This window comes from Salinimicrobium soli, from assembly GCF_048323655.1.
Taxonomy (GTDB): domain Bacteria; phylum Bacteroidota; class Bacteroidia; order Flavobacteriales; family Flavobacteriaceae; genus Salinimicrobium; species Salinimicrobium soli.
Map to the genome: position 1 here is coordinate 133,189 of NZ_JBLUWW010000006.1, position 23,482 is coordinate 156,670.

At 43.1% G+C, this 23,482-nt stretch carries 20 protein-coding genes; 11 read left to right on the forward strand and 9 right to left on the reverse strand.

Annotated features, from left to right (window positions below; translation table 11 throughout):
* Window positions 1-137: 137 nt before the first annotated feature.
* The 4 genes from ACNORC_RS14275 (at window position 138) to ACNORC_RS14290 (ending at window position 5,797) form a co-directional block, all read left to right on the forward strand.
* Window positions 138-1,682, forward strand: a complete 1,545-nt coding sequence (locus tag ACNORC_RS14275) for a vitamin K epoxide reductase family protein (RefSeq protein WP_418336342.1) — start codon at window positions 138-140, stop codon at window positions 1,680-1,682.
* Between the two features lie 24 nt (window positions 1,683-1,706).
* Window positions 1,707-2,999 (forward strand): amylo-alpha-1,6-glucosidase, encoded by a 1,293-nt coding sequence (locus tag ACNORC_RS14280; RefSeq protein WP_418336343.1) that lies wholly within the window; start codon window positions 1,707-1,709, stop codon window positions 2,997-2,999.
* Window positions 3,000-3,155: 156 nt separating this feature from the next.
* Complete coding sequence (locus ACNORC_RS14285; protein ID WP_418336344.1) at window positions 3,156-4,151, forward strand: SDR family oxidoreductase; 996 nt, start codon at window positions 3,156-3,158, stop codon at window positions 4,149-4,151.
* A gap of 275 nt (window positions 4,152-4,426) precedes the next feature.
* Entirely contained in the window at window positions 4,427-5,797 is a 1,371-nt protein-coding gene (locus ACNORC_RS14290; RefSeq protein WP_418336345.1) for an alanine/glycine:cation symporter family protein, read from the forward strand.
* A gap of 7 nt (window positions 5,798-5,804) precedes the next feature.
* Here ACNORC_RS14290 and ACNORC_RS14295 read toward each other — a convergent pair whose 3' ends face one another.
* From ACNORC_RS14295 to ACNORC_RS14310, 4 genes are all read right to left on the reverse strand, one after another.
* Window positions 5,805-6,851, reverse strand: a complete 1,047-nt coding sequence (locus ACNORC_RS14295; protein ID WP_418336347.1) for a Gfo/Idh/MocA family oxidoreductase — start codon at window positions 6,849-6,851, stop codon at window positions 5,805-5,807.
* Window positions 6,852-6,915: 64 nt separating this feature from the next.
* Window positions 6,916-9,648 (reverse strand): PAS domain S-box protein, encoded by a 2,733-nt coding sequence (locus tag ACNORC_RS14300; RefSeq protein WP_418336349.1) that lies wholly within the window; start codon window positions 9,646-9,648, stop codon window positions 6,916-6,918.
* Window positions 9,649-9,877: 229 nt separating this feature from the next.
* Window positions 9,878-12,241, reverse strand: coding sequence for a S9 family peptidase (locus ACNORC_RS14305; protein ID WP_418336350.1), 2,364 nt, complete (start codon window positions 12,239-12,241; stop codon window positions 9,878-9,880).
* A 105-nt stretch (window positions 12,242-12,346) separates the two neighbouring features.
* Window positions 12,347-12,814 carry a hypothetical protein gene (locus ACNORC_RS14310; protein WP_418336351.1) on the reverse strand — a complete coding sequence of 156 codons (468 nt, stop codon included), beginning with the start codon at window positions 12,812-12,814 and terminating at the stop codon, window positions 12,347-12,349.
* A 279-nt stretch (window positions 12,815-13,093) separates the two neighbouring features.
* Here ACNORC_RS14310 and ACNORC_RS14315 point away from each other — a divergent pair, with 279 nt between their 5' ends.
* Window positions 13,094-13,609: an adenine phosphoribosyltransferase gene (locus ACNORC_RS14315; protein WP_418336352.1), complete on the forward strand. Its 516-nt coding sequence runs from the start codon at window positions 13,094-13,096 to the stop codon at window positions 13,607-13,609.
* On the opposite strand, the gene ACNORC_RS14320 is transcribed toward ACNORC_RS14315, so the two are convergent.
* A complete protein-coding gene (locus ACNORC_RS14320) occupies window positions 13,606-13,761 on the reverse strand; it encodes an SsrA-binding protein (RefSeq protein WP_418336353.1) in 156 nt (51 codons plus the stop codon). The two genes, ACNORC_RS14315 and ACNORC_RS14320, sit on opposite strands and share 4 nt — an antisense overlap.
* Window positions 13,762-13,886: 125 nt before the next feature.
* On the opposite strand from ACNORC_RS14320, the gene ACNORC_RS14325 reads away from it, so the two are divergent.
* From ACNORC_RS14325 to ACNORC_RS14335, 3 genes are all read left to right on the forward strand, one after another.
* On the forward strand, window positions 13,887-14,834 hold the full coding sequence (locus ACNORC_RS14325) for a calcium/sodium antiporter (RefSeq protein WP_418336354.1): 948 nt from the start codon (window positions 13,887-13,889) through the stop codon (window positions 14,832-14,834).
* 119 nt (window positions 14,835-14,953) lie between these two features.
* A complete protein-coding gene (locus ACNORC_RS14330) occupies window positions 14,954-17,140 on the forward strand; it encodes a glutamine synthetase III family protein (protein ID WP_418336355.1) in 2,187 nt (728 codons plus the stop codon).
* A 112-nt stretch (window positions 17,141-17,252) separates the two neighbouring features.
* Window positions 17,253-18,434 carry an AIR synthase related protein gene (locus tag ACNORC_RS14335; protein WP_418336356.1) on the forward strand — a complete coding sequence of 394 codons (1,182 nt, stop codon included), beginning with the start codon at window positions 17,253-17,255 and terminating at the stop codon, window positions 18,432-18,434.
* A gap of 55 nt (window positions 18,435-18,489) precedes the next feature.
* Here the strand turns inward: ACNORC_RS14335 and ACNORC_RS14340 are convergent, their stop codons facing one another.
* Entirely contained in the window at window positions 18,490-18,858 is a 369-nt protein-coding gene (locus ACNORC_RS14340; RefSeq protein ID WP_418336357.1) for a GxxExxY protein, read from the reverse strand.
* 74 nt (window positions 18,859-18,932) lie between these two features.
* Window positions 18,933-19,409, reverse strand: coding sequence for a peptide-methionine (S)-S-oxide reductase (locus ACNORC_RS14345; RefSeq protein ID WP_418336358.1), 477 nt, complete (start codon window positions 19,407-19,409; stop codon window positions 18,933-18,935).
* Between the two features lie 139 nt (window positions 19,410-19,548).
* Between ACNORC_RS14345 and prfA the strand changes: the two genes are divergently transcribed.
* The 3 genes from prfA to ACNORC_RS14360 all read left to right on the forward strand — a co-directional run bounded on the left by prfA (window position 19,549) and on the right by ACNORC_RS14360 (window position 22,363).
* On the forward strand, window positions 19,549-20,625 hold the full coding sequence (gene prfA, locus ACNORC_RS14350) for a peptide chain release factor 1 (protein ID WP_418336359.1): 1,077 nt from the start codon (window positions 19,549-19,551) through the stop codon (window positions 20,623-20,625).
* Between the two features lie 60 nt (window positions 20,626-20,685).
* The gene (gene pyrF, locus ACNORC_RS14355) at window positions 20,686-21,495 is read left to right on the forward strand and encodes an orotidine-5'-phosphate decarboxylase (protein ID WP_418336360.1); all 810 of its coding nucleotides are present in this window, start codon (window positions 20,686-20,688) and stop codon (window positions 21,493-21,495) included.
* Between the two features lie 70 nt (window positions 21,496-21,565).
* Window positions 21,566-22,363, forward strand: coding sequence for an ABC transporter substrate-binding protein (locus ACNORC_RS14360; protein ID WP_418336361.1), 798 nt, complete (start codon window positions 21,566-21,568; stop codon window positions 22,361-22,363).
* Here ACNORC_RS14360 and ACNORC_RS14365 read toward each other — a convergent pair.
* A complete protein-coding gene (locus ACNORC_RS14365) occupies window positions 22,339-22,530 on the reverse strand; it encodes a Lacal_2735 family protein (protein WP_418336362.1) in 192 nt (63 codons plus the stop codon). The two genes, ACNORC_RS14360 and ACNORC_RS14365, sit on opposite strands and share 25 nt — an antisense overlap.
* 192 nt (window positions 22,531-22,722) lie before the next feature.
* Window positions 22,723-23,427, reverse strand: a complete 705-nt coding sequence (locus ACNORC_RS14370; RefSeq protein WP_418336363.1) for a DUF4197 domain-containing protein — start codon at window positions 23,425-23,427, stop codon at window positions 22,723-22,725.
* Window positions 23,428-23,482: the final 55 nt, after the last annotated feature.

Here is a 23,482-nt window from a genome sequence, read left to right on the forward strand (position 1 = left end):
CGGTATCTGTTTAAACTTTCTTAAAATACAGGATATTATCATAATTTTAATGCTGTTTCTGCTCCTTGAATTATAAATTTAATAGAGGCCTTTGCTGCTCTTTCAGCAAAAGATTTAAATATTTAATTCAACCACCCATGGCACAGCAATCTAATTCCGGAGAAAAAAAGAAGGATAAAGATCACATGAACATGGGCAGTAGGGGAGTGACCCGGCCCATGGCAGAAATGCAAATGCAAGATGACGACTCTCAAAAAAACAAGGGAGGCGGGGGAATGGATATGGAGCAGCGCATGAAAATGCTGCAGATGCATCACAAACAGACTCTTTGGGTCTACTGGCTACTAATCCTGCTGGGTTTGTGGATGATCCTTTTCCCGTTCACCTTCAGTTATGACGTGGGAGTTGTAGAACCCAGCGGTGGCCGTGACCTTTGGTTAAGCCTTAGCGAACGGATTACGATCCTCAAATGGAGTGACATAATAAGTGGGATCCTGCTCCTAATTTTTGGTTGGCGTTCGCTTACCCCCAACCAGCCCATTAGTATATGGATCTGTTGCTTTATAGGAATATGGTTAAGCCTTGCTCCATTGATATTCTGGTCTCCCACGGCAGTAGGTTATCTCAACGCCACCGTGGTAGGAGTGCTGGTAATTGCACTTACTATTCTTATCCCCGGCATGCCCAATATGATTACTTATATGAAAATGGGTTCTGAAGTTCCCCCGGGCTGGTCTTATAATCCTTCTAGCTGGCCACAGCGATGGATCATGATCGTACTTGCCTTTTTTGGATGGGTAGTCTCCCGGTATCTTGGCGCTTTTCAACTGGGTTATATAGACATTGCTACAGATCCTTTCTTTGGGGAAAGTACCATGCAGGTTCTCAATTCGAATATGTCTCACTCCCTGCCAATTTCAGACGGAGCCATGGGAGCCCTGGCCTATACTTTTGAATTCCTGATGGGTTGGATGGGAAGCCCCACCCGTTGGCGTACCATGCCCTGGATGGTAACCTTCTTCGGAATTTTAGTAATTCCACTGGGCTTGGTCCATATCTTCCTGGTGATCTCTCAGCCGGTCATAGTGGGGGAATGGTGTACTTTCTGCTTACTGGCGGCTGCTATTATGCTACCCATGATCCCCTTGGAATTTGATGAGGTGATCGCAATGGGGCAGCACATGGTGCAGGCTAAACGAAGGGGTGACAATATGTGGGAAGTTTTCTGGAAAGGAGGCAAAGCTTTCGAATCCAACAAAGATGAGCGTACAACAGATCTTATTGATCTTCCGAATAAACCTTTAGAGGTCTTCAAAGCTTCTGTTTGGGGAATGAGTGTGCCCTGGACCCTTGCTGTTTCTACTCTAATAGGAATCGGGGTCATGGTTGCCCCTGCCTTGTTTGGGGTGAGCATTGAAGCAACCACAGCAGACATTTTCCACCTTAGCGGGTCGCTTATCATTGTGGTCTCTGTAATATGTATGGGAGAGATCGTCCGGCGGGGGCGATATCTAAATGTGCTACTGGGGCTTTTACTGGCTGTCGCACCATGGTTCATGGAACAATCTACAACAGGACTTAATATCACTGGACTCGTCGCAGGACTACTGGTAATGGCGTTAGCTTTTCCTTTAGGTCCGGTGAAAGAAAAGTATGGGCTGTGGGATCCGTACGTCAAATGAAACTTTGATTATTAAAATCCAGGAATGACCGATAAAGAGATTTTTGAACGTGTACGGGAACTTTTAAAAGCCAATATGGAAGAAGGGGTTGCTGAGGGCGATATTTCTTTCCATTTCACCAGACCCTCGCCATCGCGTTATCCATATCAATTCTTCTGGGACACCTGCTTTCATGTCTTTATCTTTTCTGCTCTTGGAGATCACGATATGGCAAAGAAGCACGTGGAAAGCCTTTTTGCACTCCAAAGCGAGGACGGTTTTGTAGGGCATATGATTTATTGGGATCGGTTGAAGCCCGGGCGAATGACCGATTTTTTTCAATCATTGCCCCGGTTTCAGAATTTTTACCAAAGCCACATGAGTGCTCTTATCCAGCCACCGTTGATCGCACAGGCTGTGGAAAGGATCTTTAAAGATTCGGGAGATAAGGAGTTTCTTCGGAAGATGCTTCCGAAGCTAAAAAAATATTATCACTGGCTAGCCACCCACAGGGATTTTCAGGGAGATAAATTACTCACCATCATTTCTCCTTTTGAATCGGGAATGGACTGGAAGCCCTCCTACGATATTCCATTGAAATACGGTCCCAAACTGGCTAACAGTAAACTTTTCCGAAAGGTAGTGAGCGTGGACCTGCGGAATTTCATCCATAATTATGATCTCAAAAAGATCTATAAGAAAGGATATTTTTTAGTGAAAGATGTCGCGGTCAATACCATTTATGCCCAAAATTTGAGAGCCATGGCAACTCTTTGTGAGGCTGTTGGGGAAGATGGAGCATATTACCAAGATTTGGCAGACAAGGTGACGGCAAGCATGATGAAACTTATGTACAATAAGGAGGATGCGGCCTTTTATGATTGCTACGGAAAAGATAATAAGCAGATAAAGGTACTTACTCCTACTATATTTTATCCTGTTGTTCTCAATACCATTCCATCTGAAATAACCGAAGAAGTAATGGATCGTCACTTTTTCAATGGCAATGAATTCAAGGCCCGTTATCCTATTCCTTCTGTAGCTAAAAATGAATCTTCCTTTGATCCCCTGGAATCCATATTCATATGGCGTGGCCCTACCTGGATCACTAACAACTGGTTTCTACATAAATTCTTTATCGACCGGGGCTACAATGATGAAGCGACTAATCTTGTCAACAGCATCAAAAAACTTATCAGGAAAAGTGGCTTTCGCGAATACTACAATCCTTTTACGGGTGAGGGTTATGGAGCTCATAATTTTACCTGGGCTGGCCTGGTGTGCGATATGATGGAAATGGAAAAGCAAAATCCAAACACTAAACGAACTCAGTCCTAATCATTCTCTTTTCAGCATTGAATAATATCAAGTCCTAAGATTATGCAAAAATGCCAAAAATTGCATGTCAAATATTCTTAAACCTTCGTTGGACAGCTTTCATAATTGGTACATTTAAAAGGAGAGGAATTGATCTAAATAACTAAAACCAACGATATGAAAAAGAAGAGCAGAGTAGTGGTAATTACGGGAGCCTCAGCAGGAGTCGGCCGGGCAACCGCGAAAGAATTTGCAAAACACGGAGATCGTATTCTGTTAATAGCACGTGGAAGAGACGGACTTTTAGGAGCCAAGCGGGAAGTGGAAGATGCCGGCGGCCACGCCTGGATCTACGAGGCCGATGTGTCCAATCCCGACCAAATGGAGGAGGCTGCAACTTTTGCTGAAGAGAATATTGGTCCAATCGATATCTGGATAAATAACGCGATGGTCAGTGTTTTTAGTAAGGCCATTGATATGACTCCGGAAGAGTACAAGCGGGTAACCGATGTGACCTACCTGGGTCAGGTTTACGGAACACTGGCGGCATTGCGTAAGATGAAAGAAAGGAACTATGGTAAGATCATTCTGATAGGTTCCGCTTTATCTTACAGGGGAATTCCGCTGCAGTCGGCCTACTGTGCTTCAAAGCATGCCATTCAGGGCTTTTTTGAATCCTTACGTGCTGAATTGTTGCATGACCATATTGATGTAGATCTTTCAATAGTGCATCTTCCGGCTATGAACACAACTCAATTCGGTTGGGTCAAGACCAGGTTCGGAAGAAAACCCAAACCTATGGGCAAGATCTTCCAGCCAGAAGTTGCTGCCCGCGTTGTGGCCGAAGTAGCCGAAACCGGGGAACGCCTCAGAATGGTAGGATTTTCAACCGTACAGACGGTTTGGGGAAACAAACTGGTGCCGGAATACCTTGATCACTATATGGCTAAAAATGGAATTGAAGGACAGCTTACGCAGGAACCTGAAGATCCGGACAGGAAAAATAATTTATGGGAACCTGTTCCCGGCGACCAGGGAACTCATGGAGATTTTAATGAGGAGGCGCAAAACTACAGTGTGTATGATTTGATCGTCGAAAACCGGGGCTCCTTATTGTTGCTTGCAGGAGCCATTTTTGGAGGTGCCTTATTAAGTTCTTTTAAAGGGGATTAGATCTCTCTAAAATAAGCATTCAAAAATGCCTTTTTTGAAAGGCATTTTTTTGATCAACTAATATTTGTTCTGGTCTTTCAGCAGTTTTTTGTGTTCTTGTTGTGTCGTAGTTTTTCCGGAAACTAAATGGCATAAGGCTGAAAAGCTTAACTAAAGGAGAATCTTTTAAAACAGAAGTTTGAAGGCCGTCCGGGAGATGTGGAATTTCTTTTCTTAACCTGGTTGGCTGCAGATTATTCATTTGCATAATCTGTGGCAATAGCTATATTTGTTGCATGGCTGAACTAGATGGGTTTATAGCTGAATTCGCCTCCTTTGTCTGGGGACTTCCGCTTTTAATTTTACTTACCGGTGGTGGATTATATCTGCTGATTCTTTCAAAATTTCTTCCTTTCCGATACCTGAGGCATTCTTTTGAGGTGTTGAGAGGGAAGTATGACAATCCCGATGACCCGGGAGAGATCAACCACTTTAAGGCCTTGTCTACTGCTCTGTCATCGACCATTGGGATGGGAAATATTGCCGGTGTGGCAGTGGCAATCGCTATTGGTGGCCCCGGGGCCATGTTCTGGCTATGGGTGAGCGCCATCATTGGTATGGCAACCAAATTCTTTACCAATACCCTGGCCGTAATGTACAGAGGTCGCGACACCGAAGGAAAATTGCAGGGAGGTCCCATGTATTTTATAGTCGAAGGTCTGGGCAAGAAATGGTGGGTCATGGCGGCCTTTTTCAGTCTCGCCGGACTTATTGGAGCACTACCTGTTTTTAATGTCAACCAGCTGACTCAGGCTATAAATTATATACTCCTTACTCCCAACGGGATCGAAGTTGACTTTTATTCCAATCTCATTATAGGTCTGGTTCTCGCAGCCATCACCGCAGTGGTCATTTTTGGTGGCCTGGAACGTATCAGTAATACGGTTTCAAAGTTAGTACCTGCAATGGTAGCCCTATACTTCATCTCTGTTCTCCTAATTCTGTTTGTGAATTTTGAAGTTGTACCACAATATTTCGCTCTCATTTTTACAGATGCTTTTGCTGCGGAAAATTATGCCGGAGAACCCTTTTTGGGTGGTATGCTTGGCGGTTTGATCATTCTTGGTATCAGGAGGGGAGCCTTTTCAAATGAAGCCGGGATAGGTACCGCACCTATGGCTCATGGAGCCGCCAAAACGACAGAACCTGTGCGTGAAGGTTTGGTAGCAATGCTTGGGCCGGCAATTGATACACTCGTTGTTTGCTCTTTGACCGGAATGGCTATTCTTGTAACAGGCGTCTGGAAAACTACCGATGTTAACGGGGTAAGTTTAACGGCAGCTGCCTTCGATCAATCCATTCCTTTCTACGGAAATTACCTGTTGCTGGTCTGTATCGCCATTTTTAGTGTTTCCTCATTGTTTTCCTATTCTTACTACGGAACGAAATGTTTGTCATTCCTGATAGGGGCTGAAAGAAAACATTACTACAACTACTTCTATGTATTGAGTATATTAATTGGTGCGACAACTTCCCTTAGCTTAATGATCAACCTGATCGATGGGTTCTTCGCGCTAATGGCCATTCCAACGATGGTTTCCACCTTGATAATGGCACCTCGGGTATTGAAAGAAGCACAGCGATATTTTAAAAAGCTGAAGATCTAGAAGTTTTTCAGGAAAACGGCATTTCACAGCGGCGGGTGTTGCTCTCATATGCGAGTTCAATGACCCTGATAACATCTCTTGCCTGTTGCGCCGTGACTTCAAGTTCTTGGTTCCCAAGAATTGCTTGATAAACATTCTGATAAAGTATGCGGTAATCCCCTTTTTCGCTGGAATACCGGCCTTGTTCTTCTATCGTATTAATTTGTCCCCAAATTTCCTGTGGTTCCTGTCCCCATTCCGGGTCATTTTGAGGTGTTTTTCCCTGCTTCAGGCTTTCCTCCTGTAAATCGACCCCGAATTTTGTAAAGCTGCCGCGGGTCCCAAAAATGCTGATTGTGGGACCTTTTCCGTTGACCAGCATTCCGGCTTTAAGGGTGACCTTCAGGTGTGGATATAACAACAGGATCTCAAAATTGTCGGGTACTTTTGCCATTTTTCGCTGGATACGGATATCAGCATAAACAGCTTCCGGTTTTCCGAAGAGTGTCAGGGCCTGATCGATAAGGTGACTGCCCAAGTCATAAACGATCCCGCTGCCAGCAATGTCTTCCTGTTCCTTCCATCCGGGTTTTATTTGTGGGCGGAAACGATCAAAGTGGGTTTCGTATTCCACGATATCTCCCAGTTTCTTTTCCTTCAGAAGTTTCTGAACCGTGCGGACATCGCTGTCATAACGCCTGTTATGATTAACACTTAAGATCAGGTTCTTTTCCTTAGCCAGGCTAATTAATTCATCTGCTTCCGCAGTGGTTGGCGTGATAGGTTTTTCTACCACCACATGTTTTCCTGCTTCAAGAGCGCGTTTAGCATACTCAAAATGCAGGTGATTGGGTAAGAGGATAATTACTAGGTCAACGTTAGGGTTGTTCAAAATCTCTTCGTAAGAGGAGACGACTGCAGCTGTAGGAAAGTCCAGCTTCGCTGCTTCTACATTTTTGGGATTTGAGGTTAGGATGTGAGTAATGGATAATCCTTCAACTCCTGAGATAATTGGGGCGTTGTAAATTTTTCCCCCTGAACCATATCCGGCCAGTGCTACGGCTAGTTTCTTCATGTCTTTTCCAGATGAACCCCGAAGTTCTTAAAAAAGGGGCACTTTAGAAAAGGAACAAGAGGAATTAGTTTGTCCGCGGACTTATTTCTTCAGTTTTCTTGACGATGCTCCTGATAATACAATCCAGTTCATCTGCGGAATTCTGGATAAGTTCTAAAATATCTTCCCTGGAAATTCCATCTGCGTTCTCCTCTTCCAGAAGGTCTACCAGGCCCTGTATTCGAGCCAGGGGAGCTCTTACCAGGTGAGATTGTTCCCAGGCGATCTCCTTGAGCACCTCATTTTGTCGCTGTACTCTTCTAAGAAGTTTTCTTGAATTGGTAACGTCCAGAACAGCACCTACCATTCGTGTAGCTTTTCCGAAGTCATTCCGAAGAATATATCCGCGGTCACTTACATAAGCAACGGTTCCATCGGCTTTTATGATACGGTACTCCAGTTTCCACTTTTTAACGGTACAGTTTTCCAGGGCCTTATTAAGGGAATTTACTACCTTCTCCCTGTCAGCACTTGCAACTTTTGTAAGCCAGAACGAGTGCACCGAAGTGGCATCATTGGTGTCATAGCCAAAGATCTTCTTGTAACCTTTGCTTCGGGTTACAGAATCTGTTGCAATATCCCAATCCCAGATCATTTCGTTGGTCGCCTTCATGGCCATCTTGAATCGCTTATTCGCGATCTTGAGAGCCTCCTTTTTAGCAGTGATATCAGAAATGTCACTGGTGGCGCCAATTAGCCTTAAAGGCCTACCGTCACAATCTCTTATGATGTACCCTTTGTCAACAACCTTGGCATAAGTGCCGTCTGCTCTCCTGAAGCGGTAGGCAGATTTGATAAAATTTTCTTTAGGATCAGAAAGCGTTTGGGACAACAGCTTTTTTTCTTCCTGAAAGTCATCGGGATGAATATGATTTCTCCAAAAGTCTTTTTTATTGACTTCATCGGCAGGGTATCCAAATAACTTTTGCTGTCCTCTATGGAATCTATTCACCTCATTTGTGAGAATATCCCAATCATATATAAGGTCCTGAGTGGCAGTTGCTGCCAGTTGATAGCGTTCGTTGATATGTTCGATCTCCCTTGCCTGCTCAATGATAGTGGTTATGTCGCGGGAATTAGCTACTATCCCGTTAACTGCTGAATCGTTCAACAGGTTGGTTACTGTAGTTTGGCTCCATTTCCATTCGCCTTTTTTATTCCGAAAGCGGAAAGGAGCAATTTTTACCTGTTTTTGGGTCTGTAACTTATTGAACTGTTCTTTTACCCGCGCCCAGTCTTCCGGATGAATAAAATGAAAGGAATTTTTGCCAATTAATTCCTTTGGATCAAAACCAAGTATGTTGTCATAATTCTCACTGACGAAAGAATAATAACCTTCAGTATCTAAAATGGCAATAAGATCAGATCCTTCCTGTACCAGCGCCCTGAATTTCTGTTCACTACGTTTAAGATCTTCTTCACGCTTTCTTACCTTTTGCAGGGCTTCCCGCTTTTCAAAAGCGTTGGTAAGGTTTTGAGTAAGGCTTTTCAAAAAAGTTACTTCTTCTTCCTTCCACTTTCTCTCCCTGGTGCAGTCATCAAATCCTACAAAACCGTAGAGGCTTTCTCCCAGGAAGATTGGCAGGAGAAGCATGCTTTTTATATCCTGCTCAATAAAAATACTCTTTAATTCTCCCTTTTTCAGATCACTGATCCCTGCTTTGAATGGTTGATTCTTTATAAGTGGGGCAGTGATCTCTTCCACTTTTTTGATCGGCATGTTCTGCAACTCCAAATTGTCGATTTGCGGAATTGTTTTGTCGCTGCACCATTCAACCTTTTGGCTGATAAGGATCTCGCCATTGTCAGGATCTCTGTCTGCACCAAAATAGTACATTCTGTCGGCCTGTACAGTTTGTGCAATAACTCCGAAGGTTTCCTGAAGGGTAGCATCATTGATCTCACTTTCCAAAAGGGAACTAATGAATGCAGCATTAACCTCCAAAAAACGGCTTTTTTCGACCATTACTTTTTCCGTCTGTCTAATTTCGGTGACATCTTTAGAAATTCCATGGACTTCTGCCACTTTTCCATCAAGGAACATGGGCATCAAAAGGATCTTTAGATTCACGGTCTTGCCCGTAGCGGAAATAAAGTCACCTTCAAAGGAAGTTATTTCTCCGTTGGCCGCTTTCTGAAAATGGTTTAAAATATGTTCTTTATGATGGGGTGCACAGAAAGGAAGAAAACTCATTTTAAGCAGTTCGTCCAATGGAAGATCTGCCATTCTGGCCACACTTTCATTCGCATGTAAGAAATTTCCCTGCAGATCCAGCCGATAGAGCCCGTCGGGGTTTTCCCGAACGAAATTCCGGTATTCCTGGCGCACAATTGCCAGCTCCTCATTCAATTGTTTTTCCCGTTTCTCAAGTTTTTTCCGGAGCGTGATTTCCTTAATGCTCAGAAGAATGTAGAGCACAGTTTCTGCCTCATCCTTCAGGGGATTCAGCTCAAAATAAAACGATCTTTCTTCTGCCTGAAGGGTCCATTCAATGACTCCGGTGATTTCCTTTTCACCGCTTTCCCGGACTTTTTCAAGAGATTGTTGTATCTCTTCAAATTCGGTGCACTCTGGGAATCCTTCTCCCACAGGCCTTCCTTCTAATTTTGCTTCACAAACTCCGGTGAGTTCGGTGAACGCATTGTTGAGAGAAACCACCTCGAACTTTGAACCGTCACCCGGCTTTAACAGCAGGCTGGGACAGTCAATGGTTTTGAAAACCATTTTCCAGTGAAGGTCGGTGAGTGTAGAGGTCATGCCGGAATTGATTGATTCTTAAATATTTGTTAAGATCAGCAAATATAGGATTAAAAATAAATCCCTCAATAATAAATAGTTATGAATATTTCTCTTTTTAACTAAGAAAAATGTGTTTTATCTTCTGAGATAAAGGTTGAATGTAATAAAAATCCTACAATTTAAATAATGGTCAAAAAAGAACCGGAAACTGGTATTAATCAGCCTCCGGCTCTTGAACTTTCTGAAGTTATTTCAACAATGTTTCATTGAAAAGTTCCAGTATGCGTCTGTATTCATCGGTCCAGCTACTGGGTTCAACGAACCCGTGATCTTCAACGGGAAATACTGCCAGCTCCCAATCTTCCTTACCCAATTCGATAAGTCTTTGAGCCAATCTCACCACATCCTGAAAATGGACATTAGTGTCTGTCATTCCGTGGGCGATCAAAAGATTGCCTTCAAGGCCTTCGGCAAAATAAATAGGAGAGGAGCGACGATAGGCTATAGGATCATTTACCGGTTCGTTCAGAATATTGGAAGTGTACCCGTGATTGTAATGCGCCCAGTCTGTAACCGAACGCAAAGCAGCTCCAGATTTGAAAGTCTCAGGTTCTGTAAACATGGCCATCAGCGTAATAAATCCACCATAACTTCCGCCGTAAATACCGATTCTTTCCGGGTCAATATTCTGATTCTCTATCAGGTAATTGGCTCCCGCCACCTGATCAGAAAGATCTTTTCCTCCCATATGTCGGTATATTCCGGTGCGCCAGTCGCGTCCGTACCCCGCGCTTCCGCGGTAGTCAATATCAAGTACGGTATATCCAAGATCGGTAAGTAAGTTGTGGAACATATATTCCCTGAAATAGGTAGACCACCACTGGTGCGCGTTTTGCAGGTATCCGGCGCCGTGGACAAAGATAACTGCAGCTCCGTTCTTTGCCGCTGCGGTTGGAACATATAGCCTTGCAGGGACTTTCGCTCCATCTTGTGCCTCAAACATGATCATTTCAGGATCGCGCCAGTCATAACTGCTAAATTCTTCAGATTGACCTGAAGTAAGTTGTACTGCTTCCGCTTTGGCTGAAGTCTTTTTAAGATAAAGTTCCCAGGGTTTGTTGCTGTAGGAATACCTGATCGCCATGTAATTTTCGTCTGGAGAAAGATATACCTCATTATTCCCTGTGAGTTGGGTGAGTTTTTCCATTTTTCCTCCTCTAACAGGCATTTTATAGAAATGTCTTACTCCGGGTCCTTCTGCCGAAGTAGTGAGGAACCAATGCTTTTTGTCTTTGGAAAGGAATGGATCAAATACTTCATAATCTCCAGAAGTAAGTTGCTGCTTTTTCCCTGATTCCGTATTCAACAGGTACAAGTGCGAATAACCACTTTCTTCACTTTGAAAATAGATCGTTTTATTATCGGGTAGCCATCCCATGGTTGCACCTCCAAATGAATATCCTATTCCCGGGCCTGCGATCCAGGCTTCATCTCGCTGCCGGTCCAGGGATTGCAGTGCACCTGTTTCCAGGTCCAGGGCTGCGATCCATCTGTCTTTATTGTCATGAGACCGAACGTTGACCACCGCTTTTTTTCCGTTTTCTGAGAAGTATGGTCCTGAAGGAATTACCTCCCGGTTTTCCTTTTCCCACTCCTTATCCGGGTAATCTTTTACATAATCTGGCAGATCCTGTATTCCGGGAAGAGCATCTGTTTGAACATTATAAACCGTGTCCTGTTCTACATTATAAATAGCCATTTCCACTTCAGACTGTTCTCCTCCCACTTTACTACGGGCAGGTAGATCGACGGTATATCCTGAAGCATCGGTATAATCAGGTACTCCTGTATCTTTATTCTCTTTGCGGGTGATAAGGTTAAAAGTGACATACCGGGCATCTGGGGAAACGGTGAGATTATAGACCCTTTTTTTACCGGCGTAGTAGGTATAAGGCTCAGGTTTCCCTGTCATTTCACGGTATTCCTCAGTCGCCTTTTTTTTCTTCTCCCGTTGTTCCACCACATCCAACAGCTCCAGATTTTCCTGTTTTAACCATTCATCCTGGGCAGAAAGTTCCTTTTCTTTCTTCTCTTTTTTATCACCTGATTCTATATTGGTAAGCTTTTTTAGAACTCCGGTTTCCAGGTTGTAGGTATATGCATTGTTATCAAGTACAAAGCTCAACATGTTTTCGTCTGCAAGAAATTGAGGGTCCTGTATAGGTTGTCCCAACTCCAGTAGTTGCTTTTCATTGCGCTTCTTCAGGTCGTAAATAAAAAGACTGTTATCTCTCGTGTAGACTTTCCAGGTATGCGCATCATTGAAATCGCCACGTGAGGGGAGGAGTTTTTCCTGCTCTCTCCAATCCACTTTTACAATTTTATCCCTGTTATTAATATTGATCTTGTAGAGGGAATCTTCAGGATTTTTCTCCGGATTGTATTTGAAGTAAATGTTTTCACTGTGCGCACCCCATGAAACATCAGAGGGAAAGGTTCCCATCCAAATGGGGTCTTGCATGATCTTTTCAACACTAAGGGTTGATTTCTGGGCATAAGTTAGCTGCAGGCTTAGTATTGCTACAAAGCCCAGGAGAAGCTTTTTTTTCATGGTAGGAGTTTCGATTAAGTATTGATTTCTCTCCTGCAATATAAGAATTCAACGAAAAATAAGATCGCCTGTCATCGATGAGTGCAAATAAGTTGAAGTAAGGGATCAGGTTTCCTGTTCCTGGCGTCTCCAATTTTCTTTTCTGAAACTTAGAAGGGTTTTGAGAGATTTTAATTCAAAAAGCATATTTTCAAATCTCGCTTTGTGTCGAATAAATATCTCCCGGCAGGAACCATCATTGATCTGTGAAAGGGCAGTGCGATAGTCACGCATCGCCTTTTTGTGAAGCTTATAAGATTTCTTCAGGAGTTTTTTAATGCTTCCTGCGGAAAGTTCTTTCCAATTGCGTTCAAAAGCTGGTGGCGGAATGTAAGGAACCTGTCCTCCATAAAAATTAATTTCCTCCCGAAGTTCTATTGCAAATTGGTTGTGTCTTGAGCTGAGATTTTGAAAATATTTCTTAAGAGAAGGATCGGTAATAATATCCCTGATGCGTCTACTTTGTTTAGCGAGCACAAAATTGTCTTCCAACAACTGGCGGAGTAAATTTTCCCGTTTTAGGTGATCGCTCATTACCTTGGTTTTAAAGGGTTTGTCGAAAAACGGAGGGCTAGTAGAATATAGCAAAAATGAGGGAAATCCCCCATGCAAAATCAGCTCTTAACTTAAGTTTATGAGAAGATGAAGTTCCTCGTTAAAACACCTTTTTTGAATCTTAAAATTCTGACATTTTTTGTAAAATTTACTTCAAAAGTTATAGGAAAAAAGGACCGCGATCGATCTTCAAAAAAGGCTTTTTTGGAAACCTTCTTTCAGCAGGAAAGCTTTATCTTCGTAAGCAAATATTTTCTGATGAAAGAACTCCAAAAGTACATCCGGGATATTGCCGATTTTCCAAAACCCGGAATAATTTATAAAGATATTACCCCACTGCTTCAGAATCCTGGAGCCACTGAAAGAACCACTTTGGCGCTGCTGGATTTCCTCAGGGACTCTTCTATTGATAAAGTAGTAGGGATAGAATCCAGAGGCTTTTTCTTTGCCACCTTACTCGCACAGCGATTGGGTGCAGGATTTGTTCCGGTGAGAAAACCCGGAAAATTACCTTTTGAGACCCATCGTGAGAGTTACTCCCTCGAGTATGGCGAAGATGTGCTGGAAGTACATGTAGATGCTATTCAAAAAGGGGAAAAAGTGCTCATTCACGATGACGTTCTGGCTACCGGAGGTACTGCAGCGGCGGCCTGCAAGCTGGTGGAAAAGATGGGCGGCGAGATCATTCAGTGTAATTTCCTGATGGACCTGGCCTTTTTGAACGGAAAGGAAAAGCTAAAAGGTTACGAAGTTACTTCGTTGTTCACTTTTTAGTCTCCCAGTGCACGTTTGGTGACATAAAGCTTCCATCCTATAACCGCCTTTTGAAGATTGCTGGCTTTGGCAAGGTCCAGGCGTTTTTTGCTATAGCTGGGTAATAGCTTTTTATTTATTCCTGCGAGGAGCCTGAAAAATTTCTTTTTCATTTTATAAGTGTTGGTCGATCTGTCTTTTTGAGAAACTGAAGATAGAAAATAATTGTTAAAGATCTATTGGTCATAGCATACCATAAGATTTGTTTGAGAACCTTTATCTTCGCACAAAAAAATTGATGAGCATATTATTTATTTTCCTGGGGTTTGTCTTACTCGTTGTTGGAGGAGAGTTCCTGGTGAGATCCAGTGTGGCTATTTCTTTTAGGCTGAACCTTTCCCGAATGGTAATAGGTCTTACCGTGGTTTCCTTTGCTACTTCTGCTCCGGAATTACTCGTGAGTCTACAGGCTGCTCTTGAAGGTTTTTCTGATATCTCTCTGGGAAATGTAATAGGTTCAAATATTGCTAATATCGGTCTTGTTCTGGGTTTGACCGCCCTGGTTTCCCCCTTGCTCATCGATCGTGACTTCTACAGGTTCAACTGGCCTGTAATGATGATCTTTTCTTTTGTACTGTACTTCTTCCTACTTTCTGAAAGGATCCTTTCCCGTATGGAAGGATTTATTCTTTTGGGAGGGATAGTTCTCTATTTAGTACTTTTAATAAGAAGGGCTCGTCGTAAACCTGAATTACAGGCCGATGAAGTTGATCCGAATTTACAGACCACCTCAGTTTTCAAAATGCTGATCTGGCTGTTCATTGGAGGAGTTGCTTTATATGGTGGCTCTGAATTGCTGGTTACCGGTGCTGTTGAGCTGGCTACAACACTCGGCGTAAGCGAAAGGGTGATCTCGGTCACCATGATCGCAATAGGTACCAGTGTACCGGAACTCGCAGCTTCACTCATCGCTGCTTTAAAACAGGAAAAAGCCATTTCTCTGGGGAACCTTATAGGTTCCAACATTTTCAATATTGCTTCGGTTTTAGGGATTACTGCTATTATTCAACCTATAGTGGTGAAGTCTGAAGAGATGTTGACCAGTGATATCTTCTGGATGATGGGTATTTCTTTTATTCTTATTCCTCTGGCCTTCTTACCTCGCAAATTTACCATGGGCAGATTAAAAGGCTTGCTTTTGTTTATAGGATACGTTGTTTTTGTAGGTCTAGCATTCCTTGGATAGGATTTTTCAGGGGGTGCTTGTAAATTTTTACTAAAAGTTTCAGAAATACCCCTTAAAAAATTAGGGGTGTATATAAAAATTATATATTTGTGCCGTTCAACAAAAACAGCACAACAAAAATGGCAACACTTCGATTTCAGGCCCTAAAAGAAACCCTTAACCGTAAACCAATTGAAGTTGACGAAAAGATCCGACGCTCAGAATTGTTCGGAAAGAACGTTTTCACTGAGAGCGTTATGCGTCAATTCCTTACAAAAGAAGCTTACCAGAGCGTAATGGAGGCAAACGCCACCGGAAAGAAAATTGACCGCACCATTGCCGATCACATTTCTACCGGGATGAAAGAATGGGCGATCTCTAAAGGAGCGACCCACTACACTCACTGGTTCCAGCCTTTGACAGGAAGCACTGCTGAAAAGCACGATGCCTTTTTTGAAACGATTGGTGATGGCCTTGCAATCGAAAAATTTGGCGGTGGCCAATTGGTACAGCAGGAACCTGATGCTTCAAGTTTCCCACACGGTGGAATTAGAAACACTTTTGAAGCCCGTGGGTATACTGCCTGGGATCCTACTTCTCCTGCGTTCATTTATGGAACTACTCTATGTATTCCAAGTGTATTCGTTTCTTATACCGGGGAAGCGCTTGATTTTAAAACGCCACTTTTAAGAGCACTTCAGGCAGTGGATCACGCCGCTACCGATGTTGCTAAATATTTTGATAAAAATGTATCTAAAGTACAGGCAACGCTTGGTTGGGAGCAGGAATATTTCCTTGTGGACTCAGCACTTGCAGCGAGCAGACCTGATATCACCCTTGCGGGAAGAACCCTTTTAGGACATTCTCCTGCTAAAGGTCAGCAGTTGGATGATCACTATTTTGGATCAATTCCGTCGCGAGTACTTGGTTTTATGCGCGATCTTGAGAAAGAATGTATGCTACTGGGAGTGCCGGTTAAGACCCGTCACAATGAGGTAGCTCCAAACCAGTTCGAGTTGGCGCCTATTTTTGAGGAGGCTAACCTTGCTGTAGATCATAACTCCCTGTTAATGGATGTGATGACCAGGGTGGCTGAGAGACACAACTTTGTGGTCCTTTTCCATGAAAAACCTTTTGCGGGAATCAACGGAAGTGGAAAACACAACAACTGGTCTTTAAGTACAGATACCGGTGTTAACCTTTTAGGTCCGGGTTCTACTCCAATGAAGAACCTGCAGTTCCTTACTTTCTTTATCAACACCATTAAAGCGGTGCATGATAATGAGGAGTTGTTAAGAGCTTCTATTGCAAGTGCATCTAACGACTTCCGTTTGGGAGCCAACGAAGCGCCTCCTGCTATTATTTCAACTTTTATCGGATCCCAATTAACTGAAGTTCTTGACGAACTCGAAAAAGTAACTGATGGGAAGCTTTCTCCGCAGGAAAAGACCGAACTAAAACTGAACGTGGTAGGAAAAATTCCGGAGATCCTCTTGGATAATACCGACCGTAACAGGACTTCTTCTTTTGCCTTCACCGGAAATAAATTTGAGTTCCGTGCTGTTGGTTCTACTGCCAACTGTGCACAGCCAATGACAGTCCTCAATTCGATTGTGGCTAAACAGCTGAAGGAATTCAAAAAAGAGGTAGATGAGTTGATCAAAGGCAAGAAAATGAAGAAGGACGATGCCATCTTCAATGTTCTTAGAGAATACATCAAGGACTCTAAAAATATCCGTTTTGAAGGAGATGGATATTCTGAAGCCTGGGAAAAAGAAGCAGCGAAACGCGGACTAAGTAATAATAAAAATACGCCTCAGGCTCTTAAGGCAAAAGTTTCTGAAAAGACCATTGCTTTATTTGAAGAGCTTGGAGTGATGAACCGAATCGAGACTGAAGCACGTCACGAGATCGAGCTTGAAGAATACGTAATGAAGGTGCAAATAGAAAGCCGTATTCTTGGAGATATCGCTAAGAACCACGTAATTCCTACAGCTATACGTTACCAGAACATTCTTATCGAGAACGTAAGGGGCTTGAAAGATATCTATGAAAATGACTTTAAGAAACACTCGAAAGAGCAACTTGAGATCATTGAAGATATTTCCCGCCATATTGCCAAGATCAATTCGGGAGTTACCAATATGGTAGAAGCACGTAAAAAGGCAAATAAGATTGAGGATGCCGAAGAAAAGGCAATAGCCTACTGTGACAATGTGAAGCCTCATTTTGATGAGATCAGATACCACTGCGATAAATTAGAGTTGTTGGTAGACGATGAGATCTGGCCGCTAACCAAGTACAGAGAATTACTATTCATCAGATAATCCTCAAGTTTTTTATAATTATAAAGCCACACCTAACGTGTGGCTTTTCCTTTATTCTGAAGTGGCTAAAAGCTTAAAAACTCTGTATCTTTGAAGCCACAAACACACCAACATGAGCAAAGAGATCAGTAAAAGATATGCCGGTAGAGGTGTATCGGCAGGAAAAGAAGATGTACACAACGCTATAAAGAACGTCGACAAAGGACTTTTTCCGCAGGCATTCTGTAAGATCGTTCCCGATCATCTTACAGGAGACGAGGACTACTGTCTCATCATGCATGCCGATGGTGCGGGTACCAAATCTTCCCTGGCTTATATGTACTGGAAAGAGACCGGCGACCTTTCCGTCTGGAAAGGAATTGCCCAGGATGCCCTTATCATGAACATCGATGATCTCCTGTGTGTGGGTGCTGTTGACAACATTATGCTTTCCTCAACCATCGGCCGTAACAAGAACCTGGTGCCAGGAGAGGTGATTTCTGCTATTATTAATGGTACAGAAGAGCTCCTTCAAGATCTTAAAAGCTTCGGAATAAATATTCACTCCACAGGTGGCGAAACTGCCGATGTAGGCGACCTCGTGCGCACCATAATCGTCGACTCTACCGTGACTGCGCGTATGAAGCGCAGTGAGGTGATCGACAATGCGAACATCAAACCCGGAAATGTGATCGTGGGACTTTCTTCCTTTGGGCAGGCTTCTTACGAGAAAGAATATAACGGCGGAATGGGCAGTAACGGTTTGACCTCTGCACGCCATGATGTGTTCAGCAATTATTTGGCAATAAAATATCCGGAAAGTTTTGACTCCGCTATCCCGAATGACCTGGTTTACGGAGGTTCGAAAAATCTGACAGACGAAGTGGAAAATTCCCCACTTGATGCGGGGAAACTGGTGCTTTCCCCGACCCGGACTTATGCGCCGGTGATCAAGAAGATCCTGGAAAAGTATTCGAAAAATGACATTTTTGGAATGGTTCATTGCAGCGGTGGAGCACAGACGAAAGTGTTGCATTTCGTTGACAAAGTTCATGTGGTAAAAGACAATCTTTTTGAGGTGCCTCCACTGTTTAAACTTATTCAGGAAGAAAGCGGCACCGACTGGAAAGAAATGTACCAGGTCTTCAACATGGGACACCGCATGGAACTTTATGTGGATGAATCGATCGCTGAAGATATTATCGCAATTTCCAAATCCTTCGAAGTAGATGCAAAGATCGTGGGCAGGGTAGAGGCTTCTGAAGAGAAAAAGCTTACGATCAAAAGCGAGTTTGGAAAGTTTGAGTACAGGTAAATTTTATTTCACACAAAGCAAAATAAGATAAAAATAAGCGCACTAAGAGATTGGGTTAATTCACTATTCTGTGAATTCCATCTTTAAGAAGTTTGGTGTTGAAATTGATCAATAGGCCCAGCTTCAGCTCAGATAGTTTAAGGTAAGTGAGAAGTTGTGCGAAATGGACAGGTGCAAGATTCTCCAATGATTTTATTTCAATAATAATTTCATTTTCTACCAAAAGGTCTATCCTATACCCTACATCCATTTTTACATCTTTGTATAAAAAAGGCATTGGATGTTGCTGCTTGACTTCAAGACCGGCATTTCTGAGGTCATAGGCCAATGCGTTTTCATAAGATGATTCAAGCAAACCCGGTCCAAGGTTTTTGTGCAGCTCGAGAGCAATTCCAATAATCTTGTATGATAAATTTCCCTCCATTGCCTTAAGATACAATTCTTTATGAAATCCCTTTGTGCTCTTTCTTTACTCTCTGTGGTCTTTGTGTGAAAAATTCAAGAGATAATTTTCTTTGTAACCTTCAGCTTCGGCTCAATATACCTCTTACAAAAAGGCGCTTCAGGATGCTTTATATAGTAGTCTTGAATAGCTTCCCTGGAGGCCTCAAATTTCCGGAAAGGCAGAACTTTCGTGACAATTTTTTCGGAAAATTCCTGCTGCAGCTTTTCCAGGGTCTTTTCTGCTGCTTTACCATCTTCTGAAGAGAAATAGTAGATCGCGCTGCGATACTTTCCGCGGAAGGAATGTCGGGAAGTGGAGCTGTGGGTGTGAAGATGCACCCGGATAAGCTGTTCCAAAAATGCCTTTTTTGAATGGTAATGAACAATGACAGCTTCCGAAAGTTCTGAAGCAGCTCCTTCCGAAGCTATATATCCCTGTTCGACTTTGACCACCCCCGGTACCGATTGAAAAACAGCTTCGGTACACCAGTGACAACCTCCGCCCAAACCTATTTTCTTCAGTTGACTCATCCCAAATAAGGTAGTTTATTTCAGCTGAATCGGCAATTTTCGGCCCATTTTTCGGGCTGTAGGAATTTTTTTCCGCAGAAAAAAGCATTCTTAAAAATCCGTGGATTTATCGTAAATTTGCGCTTTACAAGAAGATGTTATGATCGAGAAATTGAATATTGTGAAGCAACGTTTTGACGAGGTGAATGACCTGATCATTCAGCCCGCGGTGATTGCTGATCAAAAGCGTTATATTGAACTGAACAAGGAGTACAAGGAGCTGAAAAAGCTGATGGACGAGCGTGAGAAATACATGACGCTTAGCCAGAATATTTCTGAAGCCGAGGAGATCATTGCCGATGGCAGCGATCCCGAAATGACCGAGATGGCGAAGATGCAGATGGAAGAGGCCAAGGAACAACTCCCTGCTTTGGAAGAGAAGATAAGAATGATGCTCGTACCGAAAGATCCTGAAGATGCCAAGAACGTGGTGATGGAGATACGTGCCGGTACCGGAGGAGATGAAGCGAGTATCTTCGCGGGAGATCTTTACCGTATGTACACCAAATACATTGAGAGCAAAGGCTGGAAACACCAGATCGTTGACTTTAGCGAAGGGACCAGCGGCGGATTCAAGGAGATCATTTTTGATGTGACCGGCGAAGACGTATACGGAACTTTGAAGTTTGAAGCCGGGGTACACCGTGTACAACGTGTGCCGCAAACCGAGACCCAAGGTCGGGTGCATACCTCTGCAGCTACTGTGATGGTATTGCCCGAAGCTGAAGAATTTGATGTGGAGATCGATCCTAAGGATGTGAGAATTGACTACTTCTGTTCTTCAGGACCGGGAGGGCAGTCGGTGAACACCACCTATTCGGCGGTTCGATTGACGCACATACCTACAGGATTGGTTGCACAGTGCCAGGATCAGAAATCTCAGCACAAGAACAAGGATAAAGCGTTCAGGGTTTTAAGATCCAGGCTTTACGAAATGGAGTTGGCAAAGAAGATGGAAGCAGATGCTGCCAAACGAAACTCGATGGTTTCCAGTGGTGACCGTAGTGCAAAGATCCGTACCTACAATTACGCGCAGGGCCGGGTGACCGATCACCGTATTGGACTAACTTTGTATGATCTTTCAAATATTATCAACGGAGATATTCAGAAGATCATTGATGAGCTGCAACTTGTAGAAAATACAGAGAAATTGAAGGCGAACTCAGACGTCTTTTAGATATAAACTTTTTCAAAGCTGCCGGTTCGCCGGCAGCTTTTTTCTTTCTAACCCAACCTCATGACAACTCAACACCTGGTAAAAGAAATAAAGCGTAAGAAGTCTTTCTTGTGCATTGGTCTGGATGTGGACCTTGAGAAAATTCCGCAACACCTCCTGGAGGAGGAAGATCCGATCTTTGCCTTTAATAAAGCCATCATCGATGCCACCCATCACCTTGCCGTTGCTTATAAGCCTAATCTGGCTTTCTACGAAGCCTATGGGATCAACGGGCTGAAAGCTTTGGGGAAAACCATCGATTATCTGAATGAAAAACATCCTGAGATCTTTACTATTGCCGATGCTAAACGTGGAGATATCGGAAATACCTCAGGCATGTACGCAAAAGCCTTTTTTGAGGACCTGAATTTTGATTCGGTTACCGTGGCGCCATATATGGGTAGGGATTCCGTAGAGCCATTTTTGGAATACAAAGATAAACACACCATTCTGTTGGCTTTAACTTCGAACCAGGGCGCTTTTGATTTTCAGACCCAAAAGATGGATGGTGAGGAACTGTACAAAAAAGTACTGGAGGTATCCAAAACCTGGAAGAACGCTCAAAATTTAATGTACGTGGTGGGTGCTACCAAAGCAGAGTTCCTGGCAGATATTAGAAAGATCATTCCAGAAAATTTCCTGCTGGTGCCCGGAGTGGGTGCACAGGGCGGAAGTCTTGAAGAGGTCTGCAAATATGGAATGAATGGAAATGTGGGGCTGCTTATAAATTCATCCAGAGGTGTTTTGTATGCCTCTAAAGAAAAGGATTTTGCTGAAAAAGCTGCCGAAGTGGCCAAAGACCTGCAGCAACAGATGGCCGGTTTCCTGTAGATAGCTACCTACTTTCTTCCTTCTTTCAGATTTTCTTGGTATATTAAGTAAATAGCTAAAAATCAGAAAGATGAGAACTTTTGTTGATCAGCTTGACCGGGAATTAACTATTGAAAATCCACCTAAAAGGATCGTTTCACTGGTTCCCAGCCAGACGGAGTTGCTCGTAGACCTTCAGCTGGAAAATGCCATTTGTGGTGTGACCAAGTTCTGCGTTCATCCTCCTGATCTAAAGAAACAGAAACAAGTAGTTGGCGGTACCAAGCAGGTAAATGCTGATAAGATTGCTGAGCTTGGACCAGACATTATCCTGTGTAACAAAGAAGAAAATACTCCTGAGATAGTCTATGAACTTGAAAAAATTGCTCCGGTGCATGTATCTGATATCAAGACAATAGATGATTCACTGGAACTCATAAGGGAGTATGGGGAGATCTTTGAAACCCGCGAGAAAGCGTCAGAAATAGTGCGCGATATCGACGATCAGAGAAAGGATTTTCTGAAATTTATGGAAGGGAAACCTGAGAAAAAGGTGGCTTATATGATCTGGAAGAATCCTTGGATGGCAGTAGGAAAAGATACTTTCGTTGATCATTTAATGGGCCTGAACAACTTCAGAAATATTTTTGAAAATGAGGATTCGCGCTATCCTGAAGTTTCGATAGATGAGGTCAAAGAGGCAGATTTGATACTGCTGTCTACGGAACCATTTCCGTTTAAAGATAAAGATAAAGAGGAGTTGGGAATTGAGGTGAGGAAGGATCGCATCCACATTGTGGATGGTGAATTTTTTAGCTGGTATGGCTCCAGGTTGCAGAAAGCTTTCGGCTACTTCCGGAAACTTCAGTCAGAAGTTCTGGCCTCCTGATTTTTCTCCATTCGCCTGATCTCTTGCATGATCTTGCATGCTTTGTCGTTGAGCAGGTCACTTCTATCTTTGTCGATCAAGGCCAGCTCATACGACCGCCGCATCAGGAAAGTATACTTTTCCTGAAGCTTCTCTAAGGTAGATCTTGGTTCAAATAGTCTGAACATATTTATTGCTTCTTTCTACAAATATATCCAGCTGTTTCTCGAATAATTGCTAACCAGTAGTTAAGCTTGTTTTAAAAATGCTCTTCTGAAGCACCTGTATTGTTAAAAACTTTAGAATTATTGGATCAATCGTAGGGTATCAGCAGAATTGTGAAGATTTAACATTGTCAATAACCTCTAAAAATCTCATTTTTAGTCCTGTAGCGCAAACACTCTTTTTAGGAGATCTGTAGTTCGTGCAGCAAAGTTATTTCTGATCTCTTTTTCCTCTACCGCGATCATCGTAAAAACGCCTTTTAGAGCTTCTTTAGTTACATAATCGGGTAGATCAGGGTTCACATTCGAAGTTAATGGAAGTTGGTTGTAGCGCTGAATAATATTTGACCATACTTGTGTCGCGCCCACTTCATCAAGAGAATTAGTGATTACCGGATTAAATTTGGCGTATAAAGGATCGCTGGTCTTCTGAGAAAGATAAGCGGTGGCCGCTGTATCTTCTCCAAGTAAAATATTTCTAGCATCATTGAACGTGATCTCCTTCACGGCATTGACAAAAATAGGTGTGGCTTCTTTAACGGCATCTTCGGCGGCACGGTTCAAAACCTTCAAACCTTCATCGGCCAGGGAATTGAGTCCGACGTCGCGCAAGGCTTTATCTACTTTCTGAAGTTCGGGAGGCAAAGTGATCCGCACCAGTTCATTGCTGAAAAAGCCGTTTTCCTGCGCCAGTTTTGAAACCTGCTGGTCAATACCTTTATCTAATGCCTGTCTTAGCCCGGCCGCAACTTCAGCGTTTGAAATATAACCGCCTTCCTGCGGAAGGTTGTCTGCTATCTGTTGCAATTCAGCGCAACCGAAAAAGAGTGGCAACAGGAGGAGAAGGTAAATTTTTTTCATAATCAGGGGTTTTTCCAAAGGTATCGAATTCAGAAGGAAGAAATTCTTAAACAAA